The 21,163-nt window shown below is 69.3% G+C and carries 15 protein-coding genes and 1 pseudogene; 11 read left to right on the top strand and 5 right to left on the bottom strand.

The features are described from left to right. Nucleotides 1-108: 108 nt before the first annotated feature. Complete coding sequence (locus tag DIE22_RS21380; protein WP_124606051.1) at nucleotides 109-813, top strand: hypothetical protein; 705 nt, start codon at nucleotides 109-111, stop codon at nucleotides 811-813. A 33-nt stretch (nucleotides 814-846) separates the two neighbouring features. On the opposite strand, the gene DIE22_RS21375 is transcribed toward DIE22_RS21380, so the two are convergent. Beyond that, complete coding sequence (locus DIE22_RS21375) at nucleotides 847-1,290, bottom strand: PaaI family thioesterase (protein ID WP_059467287.1); 444 nt, start codon at nucleotides 1,288-1,290, stop codon at nucleotides 847-849. Nucleotides 1,291-1,550: 260 nt separating this feature from the next. On the opposite strand from DIE22_RS21375, the gene DIE22_RS21370 reads away from it, so the two are divergent. After that, nucleotides 1,551-3,179, top strand: a complete 1,629-nt coding sequence (locus DIE22_RS21370; protein ID WP_124606050.1) for a methyl-accepting chemotaxis protein — start codon at nucleotides 1,551-1,553, stop codon at nucleotides 3,177-3,179. On the opposite strand, the gene DIE22_RS21365 is transcribed toward DIE22_RS21370, so the two are convergent. After that, entirely contained in the window at nucleotides 3,152-4,261 is a 1,110-nt protein-coding gene (locus tag DIE22_RS21365; protein WP_124606049.1) for an AGE family epimerase/isomerase, read from the bottom strand. The genes DIE22_RS21370 and DIE22_RS21365 overlap by 28 nt on opposite strands. A 134-nt stretch (nucleotides 4,262-4,395) precedes the next feature. Here DIE22_RS21365 and DIE22_RS21360 point away from each other — a divergent pair. From DIE22_RS21360 to DIE22_RS21350, 4 genes and pseudogenes are all read left to right on the top strand, one after another. After that, nucleotides 4,396-4,704 (top strand): annotated as a pseudogene (locus DIE22_RS21360) (MgtC/SapB family protein); the annotation flags it as partial. A 156-nt stretch (nucleotides 4,705-4,860) separates the two neighbouring features. After that, nucleotides 4,861-6,087: a flagellar hook-length control protein FliK gene (locus DIE22_RS21355; protein ID WP_124606048.1), complete on the top strand. Its 1,227-nt coding sequence runs from the start codon at nucleotides 4,861-4,863 to the stop codon at nucleotides 6,085-6,087. 175 nt (nucleotides 6,088-6,262) lie between these two features. Continuing rightward, nucleotides 6,263-6,418, top strand: coding sequence for a hypothetical protein (locus tag DIE22_RS38295; protein WP_011548928.1), 156 nt, complete (start codon nucleotides 6,263-6,265; stop codon nucleotides 6,416-6,418). A 143-nt stretch (nucleotides 6,419-6,561) separates the two neighbouring features. Next, entirely contained in the window at nucleotides 6,562-7,041 is a 480-nt protein-coding gene (locus DIE22_RS21350; RefSeq protein WP_124497288.1) for an N-acetyltransferase, read from the top strand. 199 nt (nucleotides 7,042-7,240) lie between these two features. Here the strand turns inward: DIE22_RS21350 and DIE22_RS21345 are convergent, their stop codons facing one another. Then, nucleotides 7,241-10,069 carry a heavy metal translocating P-type ATPase gene (locus DIE22_RS21345; protein ID WP_124606047.1) on the bottom strand — a complete coding sequence of 943 codons (2,829 nt, stop codon included), beginning with the start codon at nucleotides 10,067-10,069 and terminating at the stop codon, nucleotides 7,241-7,243. 378 nt (nucleotides 10,070-10,447) lie between these two features. Here DIE22_RS21345 and DIE22_RS21340 point away from each other — a divergent pair, with 378 nt between their 5' ends. Both DIE22_RS21340 and DIE22_RS21335 read left to right on the top strand, forming a co-directional pair. Next, entirely contained in the window at nucleotides 10,448-11,887 is a 1,440-nt protein-coding gene (locus tag DIE22_RS21340) for a DUF1254 domain-containing protein (RefSeq protein ID WP_124497286.1), read from the top strand. Nucleotides 11,888-12,040: 153 nt separating this feature from the next. After that, the gene (locus tag DIE22_RS21335; RefSeq protein ID WP_124606046.1) at nucleotides 12,041-15,850 is read left to right on the top strand and encodes a DUF748 domain-containing protein; all 3,810 of its coding nucleotides are present in this window, start codon (nucleotides 12,041-12,043) and stop codon (nucleotides 15,848-15,850) included. Between the two features lie 59 nt (nucleotides 15,851-15,909). On the opposite strand, the gene DIE22_RS21330 is transcribed toward DIE22_RS21335, so the two are convergent. Continuing rightward, nucleotides 15,910-16,131 carry a hypothetical protein gene (locus tag DIE22_RS21330; RefSeq protein ID WP_124497284.1) on the bottom strand — a complete coding sequence of 74 codons (222 nt, stop codon included), beginning with the start codon at nucleotides 16,129-16,131 and terminating at the stop codon, nucleotides 15,910-15,912. 302 nt (nucleotides 16,132-16,433) lie between these two features. Here DIE22_RS21330 and DIE22_RS21320 point away from each other — a divergent pair, with 302 nt between their 5' ends. Beyond that, entirely contained in the window at nucleotides 16,434-18,110 is a 1,677-nt protein-coding gene (locus DIE22_RS21320; protein WP_124606045.1) for an alkaline phosphatase family protein, read from the top strand. A 91-nt stretch (nucleotides 18,111-18,201) separates the two neighbouring features. Here DIE22_RS21320 and DIE22_RS21315 read toward each other — a convergent pair whose 3' ends face one another. Beyond that, nucleotides 18,202-19,098, bottom strand: a complete 897-nt coding sequence (locus tag DIE22_RS21315; RefSeq protein ID WP_124606044.1) for a LysR substrate-binding domain-containing protein — start codon at nucleotides 19,096-19,098, stop codon at nucleotides 18,202-18,204. Nucleotides 19,099-19,259: 161 nt separating this feature from the next. Here DIE22_RS21315 and DIE22_RS21310 point away from each other — a divergent pair, with 161 nt between their 5' ends. Together DIE22_RS21310 and DIE22_RS21305 are read left to right on the top strand one after the other, a co-directional pair. After that, nucleotides 19,260-20,111, top strand: coding sequence for an ABC transporter permease (locus DIE22_RS21310; protein ID WP_124497281.1), 852 nt, complete (start codon nucleotides 19,260-19,262; stop codon nucleotides 20,109-20,111). A 7-nt stretch (nucleotides 20,112-20,118) separates the two neighbouring features. Continuing rightward, a complete protein-coding gene (locus DIE22_RS21305) occupies nucleotides 20,119-21,162 on the top strand; it encodes an ABC transporter ATP-binding protein (protein WP_124497280.1) in 1,044 nt (347 codons plus the stop codon). Nucleotide 21,163: the final 1 nt, after the last annotated feature.

The following is a 21,163-nucleotide window of genomic DNA, read 5'->3' as shown; positions in this document are numbered from 1 at the left end:
ACGCGGGCGCTACAACTCGGTATGGGTGTCGACGGCCGCGCACGGTAGCACGGTATCCTGGACGCACGATCCCGACGACCCGAAAGCGAGCGGGGGAAAGGCATACCGATGAAATCTGCAGTGATGTGGGCGGCTATCCTGGCGGCCTTCGCAAGCAGCGCCCATGGCTCGACGACCTACGGCAGCTATGACGCGTTCTATGCAGCCCAATCGCGTGCGGCGTTTGGCGGCCCGATCGAGCACGACGCAAGCGTTTTATATTCCGATCGAGGCGGGGATATCTACGGAGATTTCAGCGTCGAGTCGGACGGGAAGACCGTACACGTCGAACTGGCGGGGAACCGCATCGCGATTGGCGGAAAAATCCATCGCTTTTCGAATGCCACGACTTTCCCGGGTGAGCATCCAGTTGAAATTTACCCTGGCAGCGCCAGCGTATTTTTTGCCCAAGGCATGCGCCATCGCCCGTCCGCTCTCTGCGTGGAAGGAAGCGGCAGCGGGTCGGGCGAAGCGAACCGCCACCGGCAGATTTACCTGCTGATCAATCCGTTTGCGGCGAAAAAGCGCGTGACGTTCCTTCATTTGCCCAGCCTGCTTTCGTCCTGTCGGGCTGTATTGGCAACACAGGACGGGAAGCTTGCCTTTCCGAAGAACAGCTATCTGCTGGACGATGCGCAGGCGTCTCGCATTGGCCTTCTCATGTCGTACTACGCTTTTGAAAAGAGACGCTTCGTCCCCGTCCTGAACGACATTCGGCTTCGATTCATGCGTCCGGACGTTCCATTTCAATTTTCGGTTCAGGACAAGGAATAAGGCTCGCCGAAGCAGATCGGCGGCGAACCGTTCTCACGCCGTTTCCTCCGGCGCGTCCGGCATCTTGCCGTCGCCGACCCGATTGATCGTGCCTTGCGCGATCGCGACGAGCCGCTCGTGATCGCCGTCGATGACGAACACATGACACTGGCAGGTCGCCTGGTGCCGGCCCGCGTAGACAACCTTCGCGCGCGCGACGAGCGTGCCGTTCACGGCCGGCCGCAGGTAGTTGATCTTGTATTCGGCGGTGATGACGCGCGGGCCGAGCACGAGCGCGCCGGCGAACGTCAGCGCGTTGTCGGCGAGATAGCCGATCACGCCGCCGTGCACGAAGCCGTGCTGCTGCCGCAGTTCTTCCCGCACGGGCAGGCACAGCGACACCTCGTTGTCGCCGATATGCATCAGCTCCGTGCCCAGCAGCATGCTGAACGGTTGCGCGCGCAATGCGCCGCGCGCGTGGTCCGTGATGTCCGTCATCGACTGCCTCGCAATCCGTGTCCGCTTGCGCTGAACTCTAGGAAGGGGGCTGCGGATAAGCAAGGAAATTCGTCCGCATTTCGCGCAATTGCTGGCGCGATGCGACGCGATTATTGCGCCGAGCGCGCGAGTTGTGCTCGTTTGCGGGCGATTCGGCGGTAATGACGGAGATGCCCAGGCCGGAAGCCTAAAGTCCGACGAAGAAATGCCGCTAATGCCGGGGCATTGCTCCATCGTCGGCTCTCCAGGAATCTCCCCCCATGTTCGGAAAAATCAAGCTCGCGTCGGGTCTGCTCGGCGTGTTGACCGTGTTTTGCCTCTTTCTGTTCGCGATCGAGGCGCTCGGCTTCTGGGCGCTCGCGTCGACGCGCAGCGGCGTCGACGACCTGTCGAACGTCGCGATCGCGCAGGTCGACGCAGCCAGCCAGGCGACCGAGCGGCTGCTCGACGCACGCGTGAACCTGTCGCGTGCCGGCACGCGGATGGTGCGCGGCGGCCCGAAGCCCGACGAGATCATCCGCCACGCCAGCGCTTCGCTCGCCGAAGCGGACAAGGCGTTCGGCGCGCTGACGGCCGCGCGGGCCGTCGATGCAACGAACCGCGCGCGCGTCGCGGCGCTCGCCGAGCGCTATCGCGCGCTGCGCGGCGCGCTCGGCGAACTCGTGCAGTTCCTCGACGCCGACAACATCCAGGCGTTCCTCGACCAGCCGACACAAGGCTTCCAGGATGCGTACCTGGCCGAACTGCACCGCTTCGCCGACTACGGCGGCGCGTCGAGCCGCGCCGCGCTCGACACGATCGACGGCGGGATCCAGTGGTTCAAGTGGGTCGGCATCGTGCTGCTGGTGGCGATGCTCGCGGCGAGCGCGGCCATCTACGCGGCCGCGCGGCGCGCGGTGGTTGCGCCGCTGGACGACGCCGGCCGCCATTTCGAGCGGATCGCTCATGGCCGGCTCGACGAAGCCGTGCGGGCGGGCGGCGTGTTCGAGATCGACCGGATGCTGCGCGGCCTCGCCGCGATGCAGGCGAGCATCGCGGACACCGTGCGTACCGTGCGTCAAGCGTCCGACGCGATCCACCTCGGCGCGGGCGAGATCGCCGGCGGCAACGCGGACCTGTCCGCGCGCACGGGCACGCAGGCCGCGTCGCTCGAGGAAACCGCCGCGAGCATGGAGGAACTGACCGCGACGGTGCGCCAGAACACCGACAGCGCGCGTGCGGCCAGCGCACTGGCCGACGCGGCGCTCGACGCGACGCGCCACGGCGGCGGCGTGGTCGACAGCGTGATCGACCGGATGCGCGGCATCGCGCAGAGCTCCGGGCGGATCGCGGAGATCATTTCGGTGATCGACGGCATCGCATTCCAGACCAACATCCTCGCGTTGAACGCGGCGGTCGAGGCCGCGCGGGCCGGCGAGCAGGGCCGCGGCTTCGCGGTGGTCGCGGGCGAAGTGCGCTCGCTCGCGCAGCGCAGCGCGCAATCGGCGAAGGAGATCAAGGCGCTGATCGAGGCGTCGGTCGCGCAGATCGACGGCGGCTCGGAACTCGTCGAGCGTGCCGGCGACGCGATGCGGACGGTATCGGCATCGATCACGCGCGTCGTGCAGACGATGTCGGAGATCACGGCCGCGTCGGTCGAGCAGAGCGTCGGCATCGAGCAGGTGAACCAGGCCGTCACGCAGATGGACCAGCTGACGCAGCAGAACGCGGCGCTGGTGGAGGAGGTCGCGGCGGCCGCCGCGTCGCTGAACGACCAGACCGCGCACCTGATGCAGGCGGTGTCGGTCTTCGAGCTGGGCGACGCGCGCGCGGCTCGCGGTGTTCGCGATGAGCGCGCGGCGTCGTCGTTTGCCGGCGCCGGTTACGACACGGCGGGCAGCGCCGCGTAAGCGGTCGCGAGGTGGTAGGGCGTCGTCGACGGCATGTCGGCGCGCGACACATGCCCGTCGGCCGTCTTGCACTCGAACCAGCCGCGCGGATGCAGGAAGCGCGCGGCGAAGCGCTCGATCTGCTGCGCGAGCGGCGCGGAGGCCGGCGTGCCGCCGTGCGTCGCGAGCGCGCGCAGGTATTCGGTCTGCGCCCAGATCCGCTGCGTGCCGTCGATGCATGTGCCTTGCGCGTCGACCGCCGCGCACACGGCGCCCGTCTGTGGATCGATGCCGTGCTGTTCGGCGAATGCGAACGCGCGCGCGAGCGCGTCGGGGAGCCCGGTCTGCGCGAGCCGAGCACCGGCCGCGTCGACCAGATAGAACCATTCGAACTGGTGGCCGGGCTCGAAGCGGTTGTCGGCCGCCCCGAGCGGCAGCTCGGCGACGCAGCCGGTCGCCGGATCGACGAACGTGCGTTCGACGGCCTGCGCGGTGCGCGCGAGCGCATCGTCGAACGCCGCGTCGCCGAACGCATCGGCGGCCGCGAGCCATGCTTCGGTCAGGTGCATCAGCGGGTTCTGCAGCGCGCCGCTGCCCGACGACGAGAAATCGGCGTGACGCGCGGCGTCGAGCAGCGCGTCACCCGGCTGCGGCGCGAAGCGGTCCTGGATCAGTGCGGCGGTGTCCTCGGCGACCGTGCGCGCGGCGGCGTCACCCGACGCCGCATGCCATGCGGCGCACGCGAACACGACGAACGCGTGCGTGTACAGGTCCTTGCTCGTGTCGAGCGGCGCGCCTTGCGCGTCGACGCTGTAGAACCAGCCGCCGTGGCGCGGGTCGCGGAAGCGGCTGCACAGCGACTCGAACAGCGTGGCGGCGTGCGCGGTGTTGCCGGCCTGCGCGAACACGAACAGTTGCCGCGCACACGCCATGGCGCGATAACGGGTGACGGGCAGCGGTGCATGGGTGGCCGGATCGACGGCCTCGAACGGCAGCCGCAGCGTGCGGTCGAACCCTGAACCCTGCCAGATCGGCAAGATGACGTGCGCAAAATGGTCGCGCAATCGGGCGGCCTGGGCGGAAGCGGAATCGGGAACGGACATGGCGGGAATGAACGCTTGGATCGAATTGAGTCGGCGCGGCCCGGAGCGGCGCGGCCGGGGCCAAGGATAAACCATTCCGCGCGCCGTCCTCAAAACAGGACACAAATGCGACGCTCGGCAACCAGGCACTCGCGATGCGGCTGGTTCTCGCGGCGGCGCTCGGCAGCGTCATCGGCTTCGAGCGCGAGCGCCTTGCATGGGCGGCCGGCCTGCGCACGCCCATGCCGGTCGGTGTCGGCTCGACGCTCGTCATGAGCGTATCGGCGTTCGGTTTTGCCGATGTGCTCGGCAGCCGCGATCACATCGTGCTCGATCCGTCGCGGATCGCCGCGCAGGTGCTGTCGGGCATCGGTTTCCTCGGCGCGGGCACGACGAGGTGCGCATCGCGCTCGGCCGCGTGTCGGATCTCGAATGCCGTGCGATCGGCGACAAGCTGTGCGGGCTGTCGTGCGTGACGCGGTTCGTGGAACGCAACCGGTTGTCGGGCGACGCGTGGACGGCATCCGATCGGCCGGATCGGCGATCGGTCATGCGACAATGGCCGTCACTGATTCCGTTCGACCTCCGATTCCGCGCTCGCGGGCCTGTCATCCGACTCCATGACCGAATCCGTTTCCCCACCTCGCTCCCGTTCCCGCTCCGACCGCTCGTCGGCCCGTTCTCGCCCGCGCGCCATCGCGGCCGCGGCAGACACCGCCGCCAAGGCAACCGCGCGGCCCGGCAACACGGCGGGCGGCGATGCGCCGCGGGACGAACGCACGCTCGACCTGTTCGGCGATCCGGTGCTCGAGCCGGCGGCGCGTGCGCCGGCCGTTGCGCGCGACGACGCGGTGGCGGACGGCGAGACGGTGCCGGACGGCGAGGACGCCGGCCGGCAGGCGACACTGGACGGATTCACCGCCCCCGGCGACGCTGCCGGTGTGGCGGAGCACACGCTCGACGTCGCGACGACGACAGGGGCGGCATCGACACATGAAAACGGTGAGACGGTCGATGCCGATGCCGATGCCGATGCCGATGCCGCGCGCGATGCCGACGCAGCGAAGCTCGCCGACGTGCGACAGTCCGATGATGCCGCCGCGCCCGTCGGGCACGCCGAAGCCGCGCGGACGCCAGGCGAGACCACGAAGGGGCGTCGCGCATCCTCCGGCGGCAAGCGACGTGCGGCCGCCGGCGCACGCGAAGCGGCAGCGGTGCGCAGCGTGCCGGAAGCGGCGGCTGTCGGCGCCGAGCCGGAATCGCCTCCGGCGCATACCGCACCATCCGCTGAACCGCAGGCGACGGCCGAACCGGCCGAGCCCGCGGTTGCCGCGATTGCCGCGATCGCCGCGAGTCCTCGCGACGCTGCGCGAGCAACCGCGGCGTCGGCCTCGCCGGTCGTGCCGCCGGTGGCGTCCGCGGCGTCGTTCGTGACGAAGCCGTCGGCGGATCGCGTGCAACCGGCCGCGCCGGCCTTCGATCCCGACACCCATCTACGTCCGCTGTCGGATCGGCTTGCCACGCTGCAGGCCGAGACGGCCGGCATCAAGCAGGCGGCCGATCGCGAGATGCGCCGCGTCAACCGGCTGCTGCTGGCGCTGGCGGCCGTCGTGTTCGCGGGACTCGTCGCGCTGGTGCTGCAAACGCGGCAGATCGCGAACCTGAAGCAGGATCTGGAAGCCCGGCAACAGCGGATCGACCGGCTGGCCGCGGATCTGTCGACGCAGCAGGCAACGCTGATGACACTCGCGGAACACCACGAAGCAATGCTGTCGCAGGTCGACCGGCTTCAGCGCAACGCGAACCGTGAGGCGGCAGCCACAAGGCGCGCGCGTCGAACGCACTGAATCTTCCGACCCTACCTGCAAACCAAGGCCTGACAAGGCGGGTGATGACGGTCTGTCCGTCGGCGGTGGCGCGGGTGCGGCAAACGGATGCGGGGAGCTGGCAGAGTTCAGGGAAAACCCTTAGAATGGAGTCAATCTAAGGGAAAACCCTAGCGCCATCTGTCAGGAGTCTCACATGAGCTTCATTTTCGCCCTGCTGCAAAAGATCGACGACCTGTTCGTCTCCCCGCACCTGCCGCTCGACGCCGAATACTCGTACGCCGCGCGTCACGCCGAAGCCGAGCGCGTGCGTCGTGCGAATCTCGTGCCGATCGTCCTGTATCGTCGCTGATTCGCTGATTCGCTGATTCGCTGATTCGCTGATTCTGCGCGGCGCCCGCCGCAACTGCCTGCCCGTTTTCCACCGCCGCCTCGCGCGCCGGTGCGGCCGTCCCGCTACACTGGAAGTTCGACTTCCCTCGCGACACCCGGGCCATGCTGCAGATGCGGCCGATGACGGCCGGCGAATTCCACGCATACCGCACGCGCGCCATTGACGGCTACGCGCGCGATCTCGTGTCATCCGGGCAGAACGAGTCCGGCGACGCGGCGGGCCGCGCCCGCGCCTGCTTCGATACGCTGCTGCCCGACGGCCTGCTCACCTCCGGCCAGACACTCGTCCAGCTGATCGACGCCGCCAGCGGCGACACGGTCGGCGACCTCTGGTACGCGATCGTGCCCGAAGGGCCGAACCGCACGCTGTTCATCTACGACCTCGAGATCGTCCCGTCCCGGCGCCGCCAGGGTTGGGCCACGCGCACGCTCGATGCGCTCGAGGCAGAGGCACGCCGTCATGGCGTCACCGAAATCGGATTGTCGGTGTTCAATCACAACACGGCCGCACGTGCGCTGTATCGGGCCTGCGGCTTCGCGCCGATCACGACGACGCTGATCAAGCCGGTCGTCCCGGGCTGACCCCGTCCGTTTGTGTGCGTGCCGGTGACGTGCATGGCTGTTTCCGCGGCTTTTTTCCGGTTACCTGTCCCGACGCAGGGCATGCAACCCGCGCCCGCAGGTCGGCTGGCGCCGCACTTTCCCCATTCCATGCGCGACGAGCGCCGGACGGCCATCGGACGGTCCGGCGCTCGTCGCGACCCGCTCGTCGCGGCCCGCATCAGCGTGCGCGGCCTTTCCATCTGCGCAGCAGCAACGCGTTCGTCACGACGCTGACGCTGGAGAACGCCATCGCCGCCCCCGCGATCACCGGGTTCAGCCAGCCGAGCGCCGCGAGCGGCACGCCGATCAGGTTGTAGACGAACGCCCAGAACAGGTTCTGCTGGATCTTCCGGTAGGTCCGCTTCGAGATGTCGATCGCATCCGCGACGAGCGCCGGATCGCCGCGCATCAGCGTGATGCCGGCCGTATGCATCGCGACGTCGGTGCCGGTCGCCATCGCGATGCCGACGTCGGCCGCGGCGAGCGCGGGCGCGTCGTTGATGCCGTCGCCGACCATCGCGACGATCCCGCCGTGCGTGCGCTTCAGTTCGGCCACCACGCGCGCCTTGTCGTCGGGCAGCACCTGCGCATGCACTTCACTGATCCCGAGCGACGCCGCGACGGCCGCCGCGCTGCCGCGGTTGTCGCCCGTCACGAGTACGCTCGCGACGCCGCGCGCCGACAGTGCGGCGACCGCGTCGCGCGCGCCGGGCTTCACGGTGTCGCCGAACGCGATCAGCGCGAGCAGCGCACGCGGTGCATCGGCGCGCATCAGCCACGAAATCGTGTTGCCCGCGCGTTCGAGTTCCGCGGCACGCGCGTCGAGCTCGGGCGGCACGACGATGCCGAGCTCGTCGCGCCAGCGGGTGCTGCCGAGCGCGAGCAACTGCCCGGCGACGCGCGCCTCGACGCCGCGTCCGGCCACCGCGCGCGCGTCGGCGGCGACGGCCTCGGCCGAGCCTGCGGCGCCGCCGCGGGCCACGACGTCCGCCTCGTGCGCGGCAACCACGGCGCGCGCGAGCGGGTGATCGCTTTGCCGCTGGACCGCGGCCGCGAGCGTGAGCGCTTGCTCACGCGGGATGCCGACCGCGTCGAACGCCGTTACGGACGGCTTGCCTTCGGTCAGCGTGCCGGTCTTGTCGAACGCGATCACGGTGGCGCGCTGCGCGAGTTCGAGTGCCTGCGCGTCCTTGATCAGCACGCCGTGGCGCGCCGCGACGCCGGTGCCGGCCATGATCGCGGCGGGCGTCGCGAGGCCGAGCGCGCACGGGCATGCGATGACGAGCACCGCGACCGCGTTGAGGATCGCCGTTTCGGTGCCGGCGCCGGCGATCAGCCAGCCGATCAGCGTCAGCATCGCAATGCCGAGGATCACCGGCACGAACACTTCGCTCACGCGATCGACGAGCCGCTGGATCGGCGCCTTTTCCGCCTGCGCGGATTCGACGAGGCGGATGATGCGCGCGAGCGTCGTCTCCGCGCCGATCGCGGTGGTTTCGACGACGAGCGCGCCTTCGCCGTTGATCGAGCTGGCCGTGACCGGATCGCCGTCGTCCTTCGGTACCGGCAGGCTTTCGCCGGTGATCAGCGATTCGTCGACGTGCGAGCGGCCCGACACGATCCGCCCGTCGACGGGCACGCGCTCGCCGGGACGGATGCTGACGGTCGTGCCGACGCGCACCTGCGCGAGCGGCACGTCGCGTTCGACGCCGTGCTCGACGACGCGCGCGCGGTCGGGGCGCAGCGCGTTCAGCGCGCGGATCGCCTCGGTGGTCTGGCGTTTCGCGCGTGCTTCGAGCCATTTGCCGAAGCGCACCAGCGTGATGATGACGGCCGATGCCTCGAAATACAGGTGGCCCGGATGGGCGGGGTCGCGCAGCAGCATCCACAGGCTCAGGCCAAACGCGGCCGACGTACCGAGCGCGACGAGCAGGTCCATGTTGCCGGTGCGCGCCTTCACCGCATGCCAGGCGGCGCGGTAGAAGCGCGCGCCGAAGCCGAACTGGACGATCGATGCGAGCACGAGCTGCAGCCACCCGGGCAGCATCGCGTCGATGCCGAACGGCGCGACGAGCATCGGCACGACGAGCGGCGCGCTCAGCACGGCCGAGCCGATCACCAGATTGCGCTCGCGGATCGCTTCGCGGCGCTTGCGGGCGTCGGGGGTTTGCGCCGCGTCGGCGGCGCGGGCTTCGGCGGCACCGGCGGCGCCGGCATCCGGCGCGGCGGCGAGCGATGCGCGGTAGCCGGCCGTCGTGACCGCCGCGATCAGCGTGGCGGCGTCGAGCGCGCCGGCGCCATGCACCGACGCGCGCTCGGTCGCGAGATTGACCGATGCGCGCGCGACGCCCGGCACCGCGGCCAGCGCTTTTTCGACGCGGCCGGCGCAGGACGCGCACGTCATCCCGCCGATGTCGAATTCGAGATCGGCGGAAGCGGCCGATTCAGCGGAGGCGGCCGGTGGCGTCGCTGCGACCGGTGTCGCGGCATAGCCGGCTTGGTGCACGGCGTCCACCAGTTGCGACGCGGAAACGTCCGCCGCGGCGTCGACCGTCGCGCGTTCGGTCGCGAGGTTGACGGAAGCGCGCGTGACGCCCTGCACCTTCGCCAGTGCCTTTTCGACGCGCGACACGCACGACGCGCAGGTCATGCCGTCGATATCGAGTTCGATCGTGGTCGCGGTCGCGGGCAGTGCCGCCGGCGTTGCGGGCAGCGTTTCGGCGCGTGGCGCGTGCTCCGCATGCGCGGCTGCAACGGCTTCGAACGCCGCTTCGCGCACGGCCGCGCGATAGCCGGCCGCGCCGATTGCGTCGACGAGCTGCACGGGCTCGACCGTGTCCTGCGCGGTCACCGTCGCCGCATGCGCGTCGAGATCGACCGCGGCCTCGACGACGCCCGGCACGGCGGCCAGCGCACGCTGCACGCGGCCCGTGCAGCCGCCGCAATGCATGCCGTCGACGGTCAGTTCGATCGTTTGCACGCCCGCGGACGCGAGTGATTCAGTCATATCGGATTCCCCAAAGGCGCGGTTCGTGCCGCGAATGACTCCAGTATCAACATTCCCATCATGGGAAGGTCAAGGGGGCGATGCGTTGCAGGATCGCGCCGACGGCCGACGTATTCTCGCCGGTCATGCCGGTACGTGCAGTCGGCGGGCTGCTCTCGATAGGGGGCCGGATCAAGGAAAGTCCTGGCTGACGGCAGTCCGGCTAGCGCTCCACCCGTTATTCGGCATATTGGGGGATGCCCTTAGGCGCTATGATACCGGCCTGACATCAGCGCCCGCCCAGCGAACGGCGGTTGGGCAGGCTGGGGTGCCTTGCTTTCGCCGATCGTGAGTCGAACAAGGCGATGACTGACAAGAACGATATTCGGCCAGTACTCAATGATTGAAAACCAACGAGAATCAATTTCTCTGCGGCGCGCGGCAGGCGCGTCGCTGGTCATGGCGGCGCTGCTGGCGGGATGCGCGTCGCAACCGGACGCGATCCAGCGGAAAACCGGCTGGATGCGCGCCGAAGTGGCCGATTCCTATGTGTATGCATATCCGCTCGTGCTGATGGACGTCGCGAAGGAAGCCGCGACGGGCGGCGACGGCGCGCAGCCGGGCCAGGCGCCGCTCAACACGCTGCGTCATGCGCAGGCGCTGCCGCCCGTCGGCGCGCTCAACCCGCCGCTGCCGGGCGTCGACACGCTCGACTCGGCCGGCTGGCTCGACGTCGGCGCGGAGCCGGTGATCGTCACGCTGCCGGACACCCGCGGGCGCTACTGGGATGCCCGCGCGCTCGACATGTGGACGAACGTGCTGTGGTCGTCGTCGAGCGTGACGGCGCGCGTTGCTCACGGCGCCGCGCGATCGCAAACGATTGCCTTTGCCGCGAAGGACTGGCAGGGCACGCTGCCGAAGGGCGCGTTGCGTATCGACGTGCCGTCGGCCAACGCGTGGCTCGAAGTGCGGCTGCAGACGAGCGGCGGTCGCGACCTCACGAACGTGAAGAAACTGCAGCGGGCGATCCGCGTGGTGCCGTTGTCCGTCCATACGGGCAGCGCGCGCGGCGCGTCGGTCGCGGTCCATGCGGGCAGCGCGCCGTCGGAAGCCGCGAGCGGCGGCACGCCGGCCGAGCAGGTCGCGGCGCTCGACCCGAAGGCGTTCTTCACGCGCTTCGCGCAGGCGCTGCAGGACAACCCGCCACCCGCCGACGACGCGCATGCGCAGGAACTGCTGAACGATATCGGCGTGTCGGCCGGTTACCCGGTGCCGTGGACGGGCGATCGCCTGAGCGCCGCAACGGCCGGCGTCGCCGAAGCGCGCGCGCGGCTCGCGGCGCCGCCGCCGAACCTGCTGAACGCGAACGGCTGGAGCTGGATCGGCGACACGGCCGGCAAGTACGGCCAGGACTACGCGCTGCGCGCGTACGCGGCCTATACGCAGTTCGGCACCGCGACGCGCGACGACGAGACGCTCGCACTCGTACGCGTCGACAGCGACGGCCATCCGCTGAACGGCGCGAACCGCTACGTGCTGCATTTCGCGCCGGGTGCCTTGCCGCCGGTGCGCGGGTTCTGGACGCTCACGCCGTATGCGACGAACGGCGCGCTGCCCGACGTCGGCTCGACGCGCCGCTCGCTCGGCGACCGCGACCGGCTGCGCCGCAACCAGGACGGCTCGATCGACGTGGTCGTGTCGGCGTCGCCGGGCGGCACGCATGCGGCCAACTGGCTGCCGGCGCCGCGCGCCGATTTCGCGCTCGCGCTGCGGCTCTACGCCCCGAAGCCGCAAGCGAGCGACGGCGCGTGGATGCCGCCCGTCGTCGTCCGGAAATGAACGGACCGGCGCCGCCGCTGTCCGATCCGCGGGCGCGGCGCTCCGCGCCCGAACGCCGTTCCGTCACCCCCTGAGCCTATACTTTCGGGATAGCGTGCACGGCCGTGCCGGTTTTCCGGTGCGGCCCGGCATCCAATCCCGAGGCATTCAAGCATGGCAAGCGCAGACAAAGAAACCGTACCCTCGACCCTCCATGCCCTTGGCGGCATCGCGCGCTCGCGCCGGACCCGGCGTATCGGCCTCGGCGTGCTGATCTTCCTCGTTTTGTTCGGACTGCTCGGGTTCTTCGCGGCGCCGCCGCTGATCCGCCACGTCGCCGAACAGCAGCTGAGCCAGCAGCTCGGCCGGCCGTCCACGGTCCAGCGCATCGCGCTGAACCCGTACACGCTGAACCTCGAGGCCGACGGCGTGCACGTCGGCGAGCGCGGCGGCCAGGGCGACTTCATCGACATCGGCAAGCTCGTCGTGCGGCCGTCGTGGTCGTCGCTGTTCCGTGGCGCGCCGATCGTCAACGAAGTGCGCGTCGACTCGCCGCGCTTCCATGTCGTCCGCTACGACGCGCAGCGCTTCAACTTCACCGACCTGATCGAGAAGTTCTCGACACCGTCGAAGCCCGAAAGCAAGCCGACGCATTTCTCCGTATCGAACATCCAGGTCAACGACGGCCGGATCGACTTCGACGACCGCCTGCTGAACGAAAAGCACGTGATCGACAACTGGACGCTCGGCATTCCGTTCATCGCGACGCTGCCGTCGAAGACCGACATCTTCGTGCAGCCGAAGCTGCGCGCGCGGGTCGACGGCAGCCCGGTCGCGATCGACGGCAAGACGAAGCCGTTCGCGCAGTCGCGCGAGTCGGAAGTCGCGCTGAAGTTCGACCGGCTCGACGTGCCGAAGCTGATTTCGTACGCGCCGGCGAAGCTGCCGGTGATCGTCACGAGCGGCCTCCTGAGCAGCGACCTCACGCTGAACTTCGTGATGAGCGGCGACACGCCCGCGCTGCGCGTGTCGGGCACCGTCGACCTGAACGACGCGAAGGTCACCGGCCGGGCCGCCGAGCCGCTGTTCGCCGCGCGCGGCGTGCACGTCGCGGCCGCCGGCCTCGAGCCGCTGCGCAACGTGCTGCATTTCGACGAGATCCGGCTCGACCAGCCGGTCGTCGACCTGTCGCGCGACAAGCAGGGCGTGCTGAACGTCGAGAAGCTCGCCGGCCAGCCGGCTGCCGCGCCGAAGGCTGACGCGGGCGAGCCGGCTGCGTCGGGCGCCGCCGCATCGACCGTGGCCGCGACCGCCGCGAGCGCCGCTGCCGCCGCGAGCGGCGCGAAGGCCGATGCCGCCGCGAAGAAGGCGCCGCCGCTCGACCTGACGATCCGTCATTTCGCGATCGACGGCGGCACGATCAACGTCGACGACCGCGTGCCGGCGACGCCGACCGCGATGTCGCTCACGAAGCTCGCCGCGACGCTCGACGGCTTCACGCTGCAGGGCAGGACGCCCGCGAAGTACACGCTGTCGACGTCGCTGTCGCGCGGCGGCGACGTGAAGGCCGAAGGCGCGTTCAGCCTGGCGGCGAAGCAGGCCGACACGAAGCTGACGGTCGACGCGCTCGCGCTGCCGGCGCTGCAGCCGTATCTCGGCGAGGCGACCCGTGCGCGCGTGCTCGACGGCACGCTCGGCGCGAGCGTCAACGCGAAGGCCGACTGGGGCAAGACGCCGCTCGACGCGCAGGTCGCCGACAGCACGGTGAGCCTGAAGTCGCTGAAGCTCGCGACGCCGGACGCGAAGGCGCCCGCGATCGTGCTGCCCGACGCGAGCGCGAAGATTTCGAAGGTCGACGTCGCCGCGCGCACCGCGGAGATCGCGAGCGTCGACGCGACCGGGCTCGCGCTCGACGTGAACCGCCTGAAGGACGGCAAGATCGACCTCGCGACGCTGGCCGAACCCGCGCAGGCGGCGGTGCCCAGGCGCACGGTCGCGCGCAAGGCCGAGGCGGCCGCGCCGTCGTGGCATTACCGGATCGACGCGCTGAACGTGAAGGACTCGTCCGCGAACTTCACGGACCTGTCGACGCCGCGCCCGGTGAAGCTCGCGATCAAGCCGCTCGACCTGTCGGTGCAGAAGATCAGCGACGACATGACGAAGCCGCTGCCGGTGCAGCTGAAGGCGACGCTGAACCGCAAGGGATCGCTGAACGTGTCGGGCGACGTGACCGCGCAGCCGCTGAAGCTCGGCCTGAAGATCAACGGCAACCGCCTCGACGCGGCCGCGTTCGAGCCGTACTTCGGCAGCGCGCTGAACGCGACCATCGCGAGCGCACTGCTCAACGCGCAAGGCAACCTGACGTTCGCGCAGGTAAAGGACACACCGCGTGCGACCTATCGCGGCGATGTCGCGCTGGTCGACGTGCGGATGCTCGACAAGGCGACGTCCGACCCGTTTGCCGGCTGGCGCTCGCTCGCGCTGTCGAACCTGAAGGTGAACTACGACGAGAAGGGCACCGACGTCGACGCCGCGGGCGTGACGTTCTCGAACTTCTACGGCCGCGTGCTGCTCGACGCGCAAGGGCGTCTGAACCTGAAGGACGTCGTCGCGAAGGAGACGGGCCCCGCGCAGTCGCTGACGCGCGACGCGAGCAAGAGCGAACCCGTGCCGCTGTCGCCGGGCGTGACGCCGCCGGCCGCCGCATCGGCCGCGGCGGTGCAGCAGGCGTCCGCGCCGGCCGCCGCATCGGCGACGGTCGTCGTGAAGGCCGCGCCGCCGCCGCAGAATCCGGTGCGCATGCATTTCGGCCAGCTGGTGCTGCAGAACGGCCGCGTGACCTACACCGACAACTTCATCAAGCCGAACTACACGGCGAACCTGGTCGCGATCAAGGGGACGGTCGGCGCGTTCGGCACGGACTCGACGACGTCCGCGCCGGTCGACGTCGCCGCGAACCTCGCGGGCAACGGGCCGATCTCGATCAAGGGCTCGGTGAACCCGCTGATCGAGAAGCCGGCGCTGGACCTGACGGCGACCGCGCACGACATCGAGCTGACCAACCTGACGCCGTACTCGGCGAAGTACGCCGGCTACCCGATCACGAAGGGCAAGCTCAACGTCGACCTGCACTACCAGCTCGCGAACGACCAGCTGTCGGCCAACAATCACATCTTCATCGACCAGCTCACGTTCGGCGATCACGTCGACAACGACACGGCGACCAAGCTGCCGGTGAAACTCGCGATCTCGCTCCTGAAGAACACGCGCGGCCAGATCGACGTGAACCTGCCGGTGTCGGGCTCGCTGTCGAACCCGGAGTTCAGCATCGGCGGGCTGATCTGGCGCGCGGTGCTGAACCTGATCGCGAAGGCCGTCACGTCGCCGTTCACGCTGCTCGCGAATGCGTTCGGCGGCAGCGGCGGCGAGGAGCTCGGCTACGTCGAGTTCGCGCCGGGCTCGTACCAGCTGGACGATGCGCAGCAGAAGAAGCTCGACACCGTCGTGAAGATGCTGACCGAGAAGCCGTCGATCCGGCTCGACCTGATCGGCCGCGTCGATCCGGCGAAGGACACGCCGGGGCTGCGCGACGCGTACGTCGATCGGCTGGTTCGCCAGCAGAAGCTGAAGGACGTGGTCGGGCAGGGCGAGAGCATCGATCCGATGTCGGTGAAGGTCGATCCGGCCGAGTACGGCAAGTACCTGGCGCGTGCGTACAAGGCCGCCGACTTCAAGAAGCCGCGCAACCTGATCGGCCTGCAGAAGTCGCTGCCCGATGCGGACATGAAGAAGGCGCTCGCCGATCACGCGCCGGCCGACGACAACGCGCTGCGCACGCTCGCGCAGCAGCGCGCGCAGGCCGTGCGCCAGTATCTCGACGGCAAGATCGATTCGAGCCGCATGTTCGTCGTGGCGCCGAAGCTCGATGCGAAGGGCATCGAGGACAAGGGCGCGACGACGCGCGTCGACTTCGGCCTGCAGTAAGCCGTTGCGTCATCCTCGGCCGCCGCGTCCGCACCAGCCGGGCGCGGCGGCTTTTTCCTTCAGCGCGCGGCGATCGCCGGTTCGCGCTTGTCCAGCTCCTTCCTCGCGGCCAGCGGCAGACGCGCGTCGTCCCACTGCGTCAGCCATTCGACTTCCTTCGTGGTGAATACCGGCCCGTAGTTGCGCACCGCGTACTGCAGCGCGTCGACGACGTGGTGGCGAATGATTTCGGGGGTGCGTGCATCGTCCAGCACGAACCGGAGAGCTTCCAGGGTCGACATACTCGTGCTCCGGGTCAGGGAAAACCCTTTATCACACGCCAATAGTCGAGCGCCAACCCGAAAAAAAATCGCGCGGCGGGCGAGGGCGCGCACCGTGCACCGGCCCGGTGCGGACGCCGGGCGCACGCGTCGCTTCGTGCGCCGGTTCGCCTGGCTTTGCGACCGCTTCATGTCACTTGCGATTGGTTACGTTTGATAGAGAACAGAAAGCCCCGCTTCATGCGAGCGCCCCACGGCGCGGCGATATTTTGCGCGCCTGATGGCAAGTCACGCAGTTCAACGTCAATCGATGAGGTGGGGTGATGAGGTCTTTCCTTGGTAAGCAGCGGAAGTGGGTGGCGATGGTGGCGGGCGCGCTGGCGCTCGCAAGCGCGGGTGCGCACGCGGCGCAACAGAACGGCAACAGTCAGGGCGAGGATCACGGCCGCGCGAACCGCGTCGTGAAGCACGTGCTGCTGATCAGCGTCGACGGCCTGCACGAGCAGGATCTCGCGCGCTGCATCGGCGCGAACACGTGCCCGAACATCGCGGTGCTGGCGAAGAGCGGCGTGACGTACACGAATGCGTACACGCCCGGCCTGTCGGACTCGTTCCCGGGCCTCGCGGCGCTCGTGACGGGCGGCTCGCCGAAGACGGCCGGCCTGTTCTACGACGTGTCGTACGACCGCAACCTGTACGCGCCGGGCGACACGACCTGCACGGGCAAGCAGGGCTGGAACGTGGTGTTCGACGAGACGACCGGCATCGATGCGCAGAACGGCGGCGCGCTCGTGCACCTCGACGGCGGCGGTGCATTCAACCCGCAGGCGATTCCGCACGCGAAGGTCGACGGCCAGTGCGTGCCGGTGTACCCGCACAACTACGTGAAGACCAACACGGTGTTCGAGGCCGTCAAGGCCGGCGTGCCGAACGCGCATACCGCGTGGGCCGACAAGCACGCGTGGGGCTACGACTGGCTGAACGGCCCGTCGGGCACCGGCGTCGACGATCTGATGCGCACCGAGATCAACTCGATCGACCCGGCGACGAACACGAACTATACGGACGTGTATTCGCATACCGCGCAATTCGACAACCTGCACGTGCAGGCGCTGATCAACCAGATCAACGGCCGCGATTCGACGGGCACGAAGAGCGCACCGGTGCCGACGCTGTTCGGCGCGAACTTCCAGACGCTGAGCGTCGCGCAGAAGGCGCTGGTAACGAAGGGCGGCGGCTACCTGGATGCGAACTTCACGCCGAACGGACAGGTCGCGAACGCGATCACGTATGTCGACAACTCGATCGGCCATGTCGTCGCGGCGCTGAAGCAGGCGAACCTGTATTCGTCGACGGCGGTGATCGTCACGGCGAAGCATGGTCAATCGCCGACCGATCACACGAAGCTCGTGAAGAACGGCGACACGCTGACCAAGCTGCTCGAAGCGAACAACTATCTCGACCCGAACGGCAACTTCGGCCAGAACAACACGACGACGGGCAACCCGAACGACGGTTCGGGCCTGGTCGGCACGGGCCTCGTGCAGACCGACGACGTCGGCCTGATCTGGCTGCGCGACCGTAGCCAGCGCACGGCCGTGGTGCAGACGCTGAAGGCGAACCTCGGCTGCAACGCGCCGGGGATCTGCGCCGACGGTACGCAGGCGGAGATCCTCTACGGCGCGGCGCTGGCCGACCGGTTCGGCGATCCGGCCAACGGCCGCACGCCGGACATCATCGTCCAGCCGAATCCGGGGGTGATCTACACGTCGAGCACGAAGAAGGACGAGGAACACGGCGGCAACGCGCCGGACGACAGCCACCTCGGCCTGCTCGTGTCGTATCCGGGCCTGCATCGCGCACGCACGGTGACCGACACGGTCGGTACGAAGCAGGTCGCACCGACGATCCTCGGGCTGCTCGGCGCGAACCCGCGCCTGCTGCATGCGGTGGTGGCCGAGAACACGCGCGTGCTGCCGGGGCTCGGTATCGAGCGCTGACGACGCCTGCCGGATGCCGCCGCCGGGGCGGTGTCCGGCACACACGGGACGCGCGGCGGCGCGCCCCGCTTCATGACGATGGCGGCCCGGCTCAGGCCGGCGCGCATTCGTCCAGCATCCATTCCCTGAAGTGCCGCAACGCCTCGCTCGTTTCGAGGCGCTCCGGCGCGTAGCACAGGTAGTGCCCCTGCGCGTCGACGTCGACGGGCGCGTCGAACGGCTCGACGAGCGTGCCGGCCGCGAGATTGTCCGCGATCAGGAAGCGCGGCACGAGCGCGAGCCCGAGCCCCGCCTGTGCGGCCTGGATCAGTACCGAATACTGTTCGAAGCGCGGCCCGGCGAGCGCATTCATCTGCGTGGCGCGATGGCGTTCCGCCCACGCGGACCACGCGATTTCCGCCTGCTCGTGCACGAGGCGCGGCGCCGTCACGGTGTCGGCGGGCGTGCGCAGCGCATGCCGCTCCGCGAATTCGTGCGAGCAGACCGGCACGAAGGTTCGACCGTCCAGGTAATCGCTGCGCACGCCTTCCCATGTGCCGTCGCCGTAGCGGATCGCCGCGTCGAGCCCGAACGGGAAGATGTCGCCGTGCGCGAGATGGCGGCGAAAGCTCAGCGTGACGCTCGGCGCGACCGCCAGGAAGCGTGTGAGCCGCGGCACGAGCCACTTGGTCGTAAACGTCGGCACGCTCGCGATCGTCAGCAGGTCGCTGTTCTCGCGTGCGCTCAGCAGTTCGATCGACGCGTTGCCGATTTCGCGCAGCGGGCCGACGACGCGTGCGTGGTACACCTGCCCGGCGCGCGTGAGCACGAGGCTGCGGCCCTCGCGCACGAACAGCTTCACGCCGAACAGTGCCTCGAGATTCGCGATCTGCCGGCTGACCGCGCTGGGCGTCAACCCCAGTTCCCGGGCCGCGTAGGAGAAGTTCAGGTACTTCGCGGAACTCGCGAACGCGTGCAGTTCCGCGACGTTCGGATACAGGTGCTTCATCGCGGCTATTCCTTCTGCGCACAGATCGATGCGGGCTTTGTACGTTTTTTTCATGACGATGCCATGTCGACGCCGCACACTGCCGCCATTCCGAAAACGCGTGACAGCCCCGCCCGGCGGGCGTTGTGCGGTGTGTTTGTCTCTTTCCCGCGAGTGTTTCCATGCCTGCGTCCACCGCCCCGGCACTGGCCGATGGTGTTCCGATTCGTCGTAACAAACCGGCGGGCCCGCGCATCGGCCGGCTGTTGCTGCAGGCGCTCGTCGCGGTGTTCGGGCTCTACCTGCTGCTGCCGATCGTGCTGCTGCTGGTCGGTTCGGTGGGCCAGTCGTGGACGAACACGCTGCTGCCCACCGGCTTCACCGGGCACTGGTTCGCCGACCTGGCCGCGAACCGCAGCTTCACCCGCGCCTTCGGCGTGAGCCTGACGGTGGCGCTGGCGTGCTGCGCGCTCAACGCGGTGATCGGCCTGCCGCTTGCCTATGCGCTGCATCACCGCGCACAGGCCGGGCGCGGCATGGCGACGCGCATCATGATGCTGATGCCGGTGGCCGTGCCCGCGCTGACGCTCGGCTTCGGCTACATCGCGATCTTCAGCGGCGACACGCTGCCGTGGCTCGGCACGCTGCCGCTGATGATCGCGGCGCACGCGGTGCTGACGCTGCCCTACCTGCTGCAGACCCTGCTCAGCGATCTGCGCCACCTGGGCCTCGCGCGCCTCGAGGCCTGCGCGGCGACGCTCGGCGCGACGCCGCTGCGCCAGTTCTTCACGATCGTGCTGCCGAACCTGCGGCACAGCCTGTTTTCCGGGCTCGTGATGGTGGCCGCGCTGTCGATCGGCGAATTCCAGATCTCGAACCTGATCGCCGGCTTTCGCTACCGCAACTATCCGATCGTGCTGCTGCAGGCGTTCTACGGCGCGTCGGGGATGGCGTGCGCGGCCACCGTCGTGCTGCTCGTCCTCGCCGTGCTCGCGACGCTCGTGTCGGTCGGCACCGTGCAACGTATGAAATGAGTCCGTCATGAGTCTCGAATTCGAACACGTCAGTTTCCAGTATCCGGGCGCGCGTCACGGCGTCGACGACGTCACGCTGGCCGCCGCGCAAGGCGAACTGCTCGCGGTGATGGGCCGCAGCGGGTCCGGCAAGTCCACGCTGCTGCGGCTCGCGGCCGGCCTGCTCGACGGCGGCAGCGGCCGCATCGCAATCGGCGGCGACGACATGGCGGGCGTGCCCGTGTGGCGGCGCGAGGTGGGCATGGTGTTCCAGCACTACGCGCTGTTTCCGAACCTGTCGGTGGCCGACAACGTCGCGTACGGGCTGAGGATGCGCGGCGTCGCGGCCGATGCCAGGCGGCGGCGCGCGCACGAGATGCTCGAGCGCGTCGGCTTGTCGGCGCATGCGGAGCGCGGCATCGCGATGCTGTCCGGCGGGCAGCAGCAGCGCGTCGCGCTGGCGCGCGCGCTCGTGATCGAACCGAAGCTGCTGCTGCTCGACGAGCCGCTCGCGGCGCTCGACGCCGGCATCCGCCATCAGCTGCGCGACGAGATTCGCGCGCTGCAGCGCGCGTGCGGCGCGACGACGCTGCTCGTCACGCACGACCAGGACGAGGCGCTGAGCATGGCCGACCGCGTCGCGATCGTCGACGGCGGACGCGTGCTGCAGGTGGGCACCCCGCGCGACCTGTACGAGCGCCCGGCTTCCGCGCAGGTCGCGCGCTTCGTCGGGCATTCGACGCTGCTGCGCGGTCGCGTGATCGCGCACGACACGGTCGACGTGCGGTTCGCGACGCTGCGCGTGGAGACCGGCGCGCACCGGCCGGGCGACGCGATCGAGGTGCTGGTGCGGCCCGAGCACGTCGAGGCCGATCCGCCGGAGCACGGTGTGAACCGCATCGACGGCAGCCCGGGCGACGTGCGCTACTTCGGCGCGACGCAACGTTACGACTTCATTCCCGCCGGCTCGGCCGACCCGCTGCTGTGCGAAGGCCGCTTGCCGGCTACGCGCCGCATCGCGATCGAGCCGCGCCATCTGCTCGTGCTGCCGGCTTCGCCGGCCGCGCAGTGAC

Origin of the sequence: Burkholderia sp. Bp9142 (assembly GCF_003853415.1) — a bacterium.
GTDB lineage: Bacteria > Pseudomonadota > Gammaproteobacteria > Burkholderiales > Burkholderiaceae > Burkholderia.
The sequence above is the reverse complement of the archived record's forward strand: the minus strand, read 5'-3'. Positions and strand labels throughout refer to the sequence as shown.

Coding starts and splice junctions, on each gene's coding strand:
- DIE22_RS21380 (WP_124606051.1), top strand. CDS start 109: ATGAAATCTGCAGTGATGTGGGCGGCTATCCTGGCGGCCTTCGCAAGC.
- DIE22_RS21375 (WP_059467287.1), bottom strand. CDS start 1,290: ATGACGGACATCACGGACCACGCGCGCGGCGCATTGCGCGCGCAACCG.
- DIE22_RS21370 (WP_124606050.1), top strand. CDS start 1,551: ATGTTCGGAAAAATCAAGCTCGCGTCGGGTCTGCTCGGCGTGTTGACC.
- DIE22_RS21365 (WP_124606049.1), bottom strand. CDS start 4,261: ATGTCCGTTCCCGATTCCGCTTCCGCCCAGGCCGCCCGATTGCGCGAC.
- DIE22_RS21355 (WP_124606048.1), top strand. CDS start 4,861: ATGACCGAATCCGTTTCCCCACCTCGCTCCCGTTCCCGCTCCGACCGC.
- DIE22_RS38295 (WP_011548928.1), top strand. CDS start 6,263: ATGAGCTTCATTTTCGCCCTGCTGCAAAAGATCGACGACCTGTTCGTC.
- DIE22_RS21350 (WP_124497288.1), top strand. CDS start 6,562: ATGCTGCAGATGCGGCCGATGACGGCCGGCGAATTCCACGCATACCGC.
- DIE22_RS21345 (WP_124606047.1), bottom strand. CDS start 10,069: ATGACTGAATCACTCGCGTCCGCGGGCGTGCAAACGATCGAACTGACC.
- DIE22_RS21340 (WP_124497286.1), top strand. CDS start 10,448: ATGATTGAAAACCAACGAGAATCAATTTCTCTGCGGCGCGCGGCAGGC.
- DIE22_RS21335 (WP_124606046.1), top strand. CDS start 12,041: ATGGCAAGCGCAGACAAAGAAACCGTACCCTCGACCCTCCATGCCCTT.
- DIE22_RS21330 (WP_124497284.1), bottom strand. CDS start 16,131: ATGTCGACCCTGGAAGCTCTCCGGTTCGTGCTGGACGATGCACGCACC.
- DIE22_RS21320 (WP_124606045.1), top strand. CDS start 16,434: ATGAGGTCTTTCCTTGGTAAGCAGCGGAAGTGGGTGGCGATGGTGGCG.
- DIE22_RS21315 (WP_124606044.1), bottom strand. CDS start 19,098: ATGAAGCACCTGTATCCGAACGTCGCGGAACTGCACGCGTTCGCGAGT.
- DIE22_RS21310 (WP_124497281.1), top strand. CDS start 19,260: ATGCCTGCGTCCACCGCCCCGGCACTGGCCGATGGTGTTCCGATTCGT.
- DIE22_RS21305 (WP_124497280.1), top strand. CDS start 20,119: ATGAGTCTCGAATTCGAACACGTCAGTTTCCAGTATCCGGGCGCGCGT.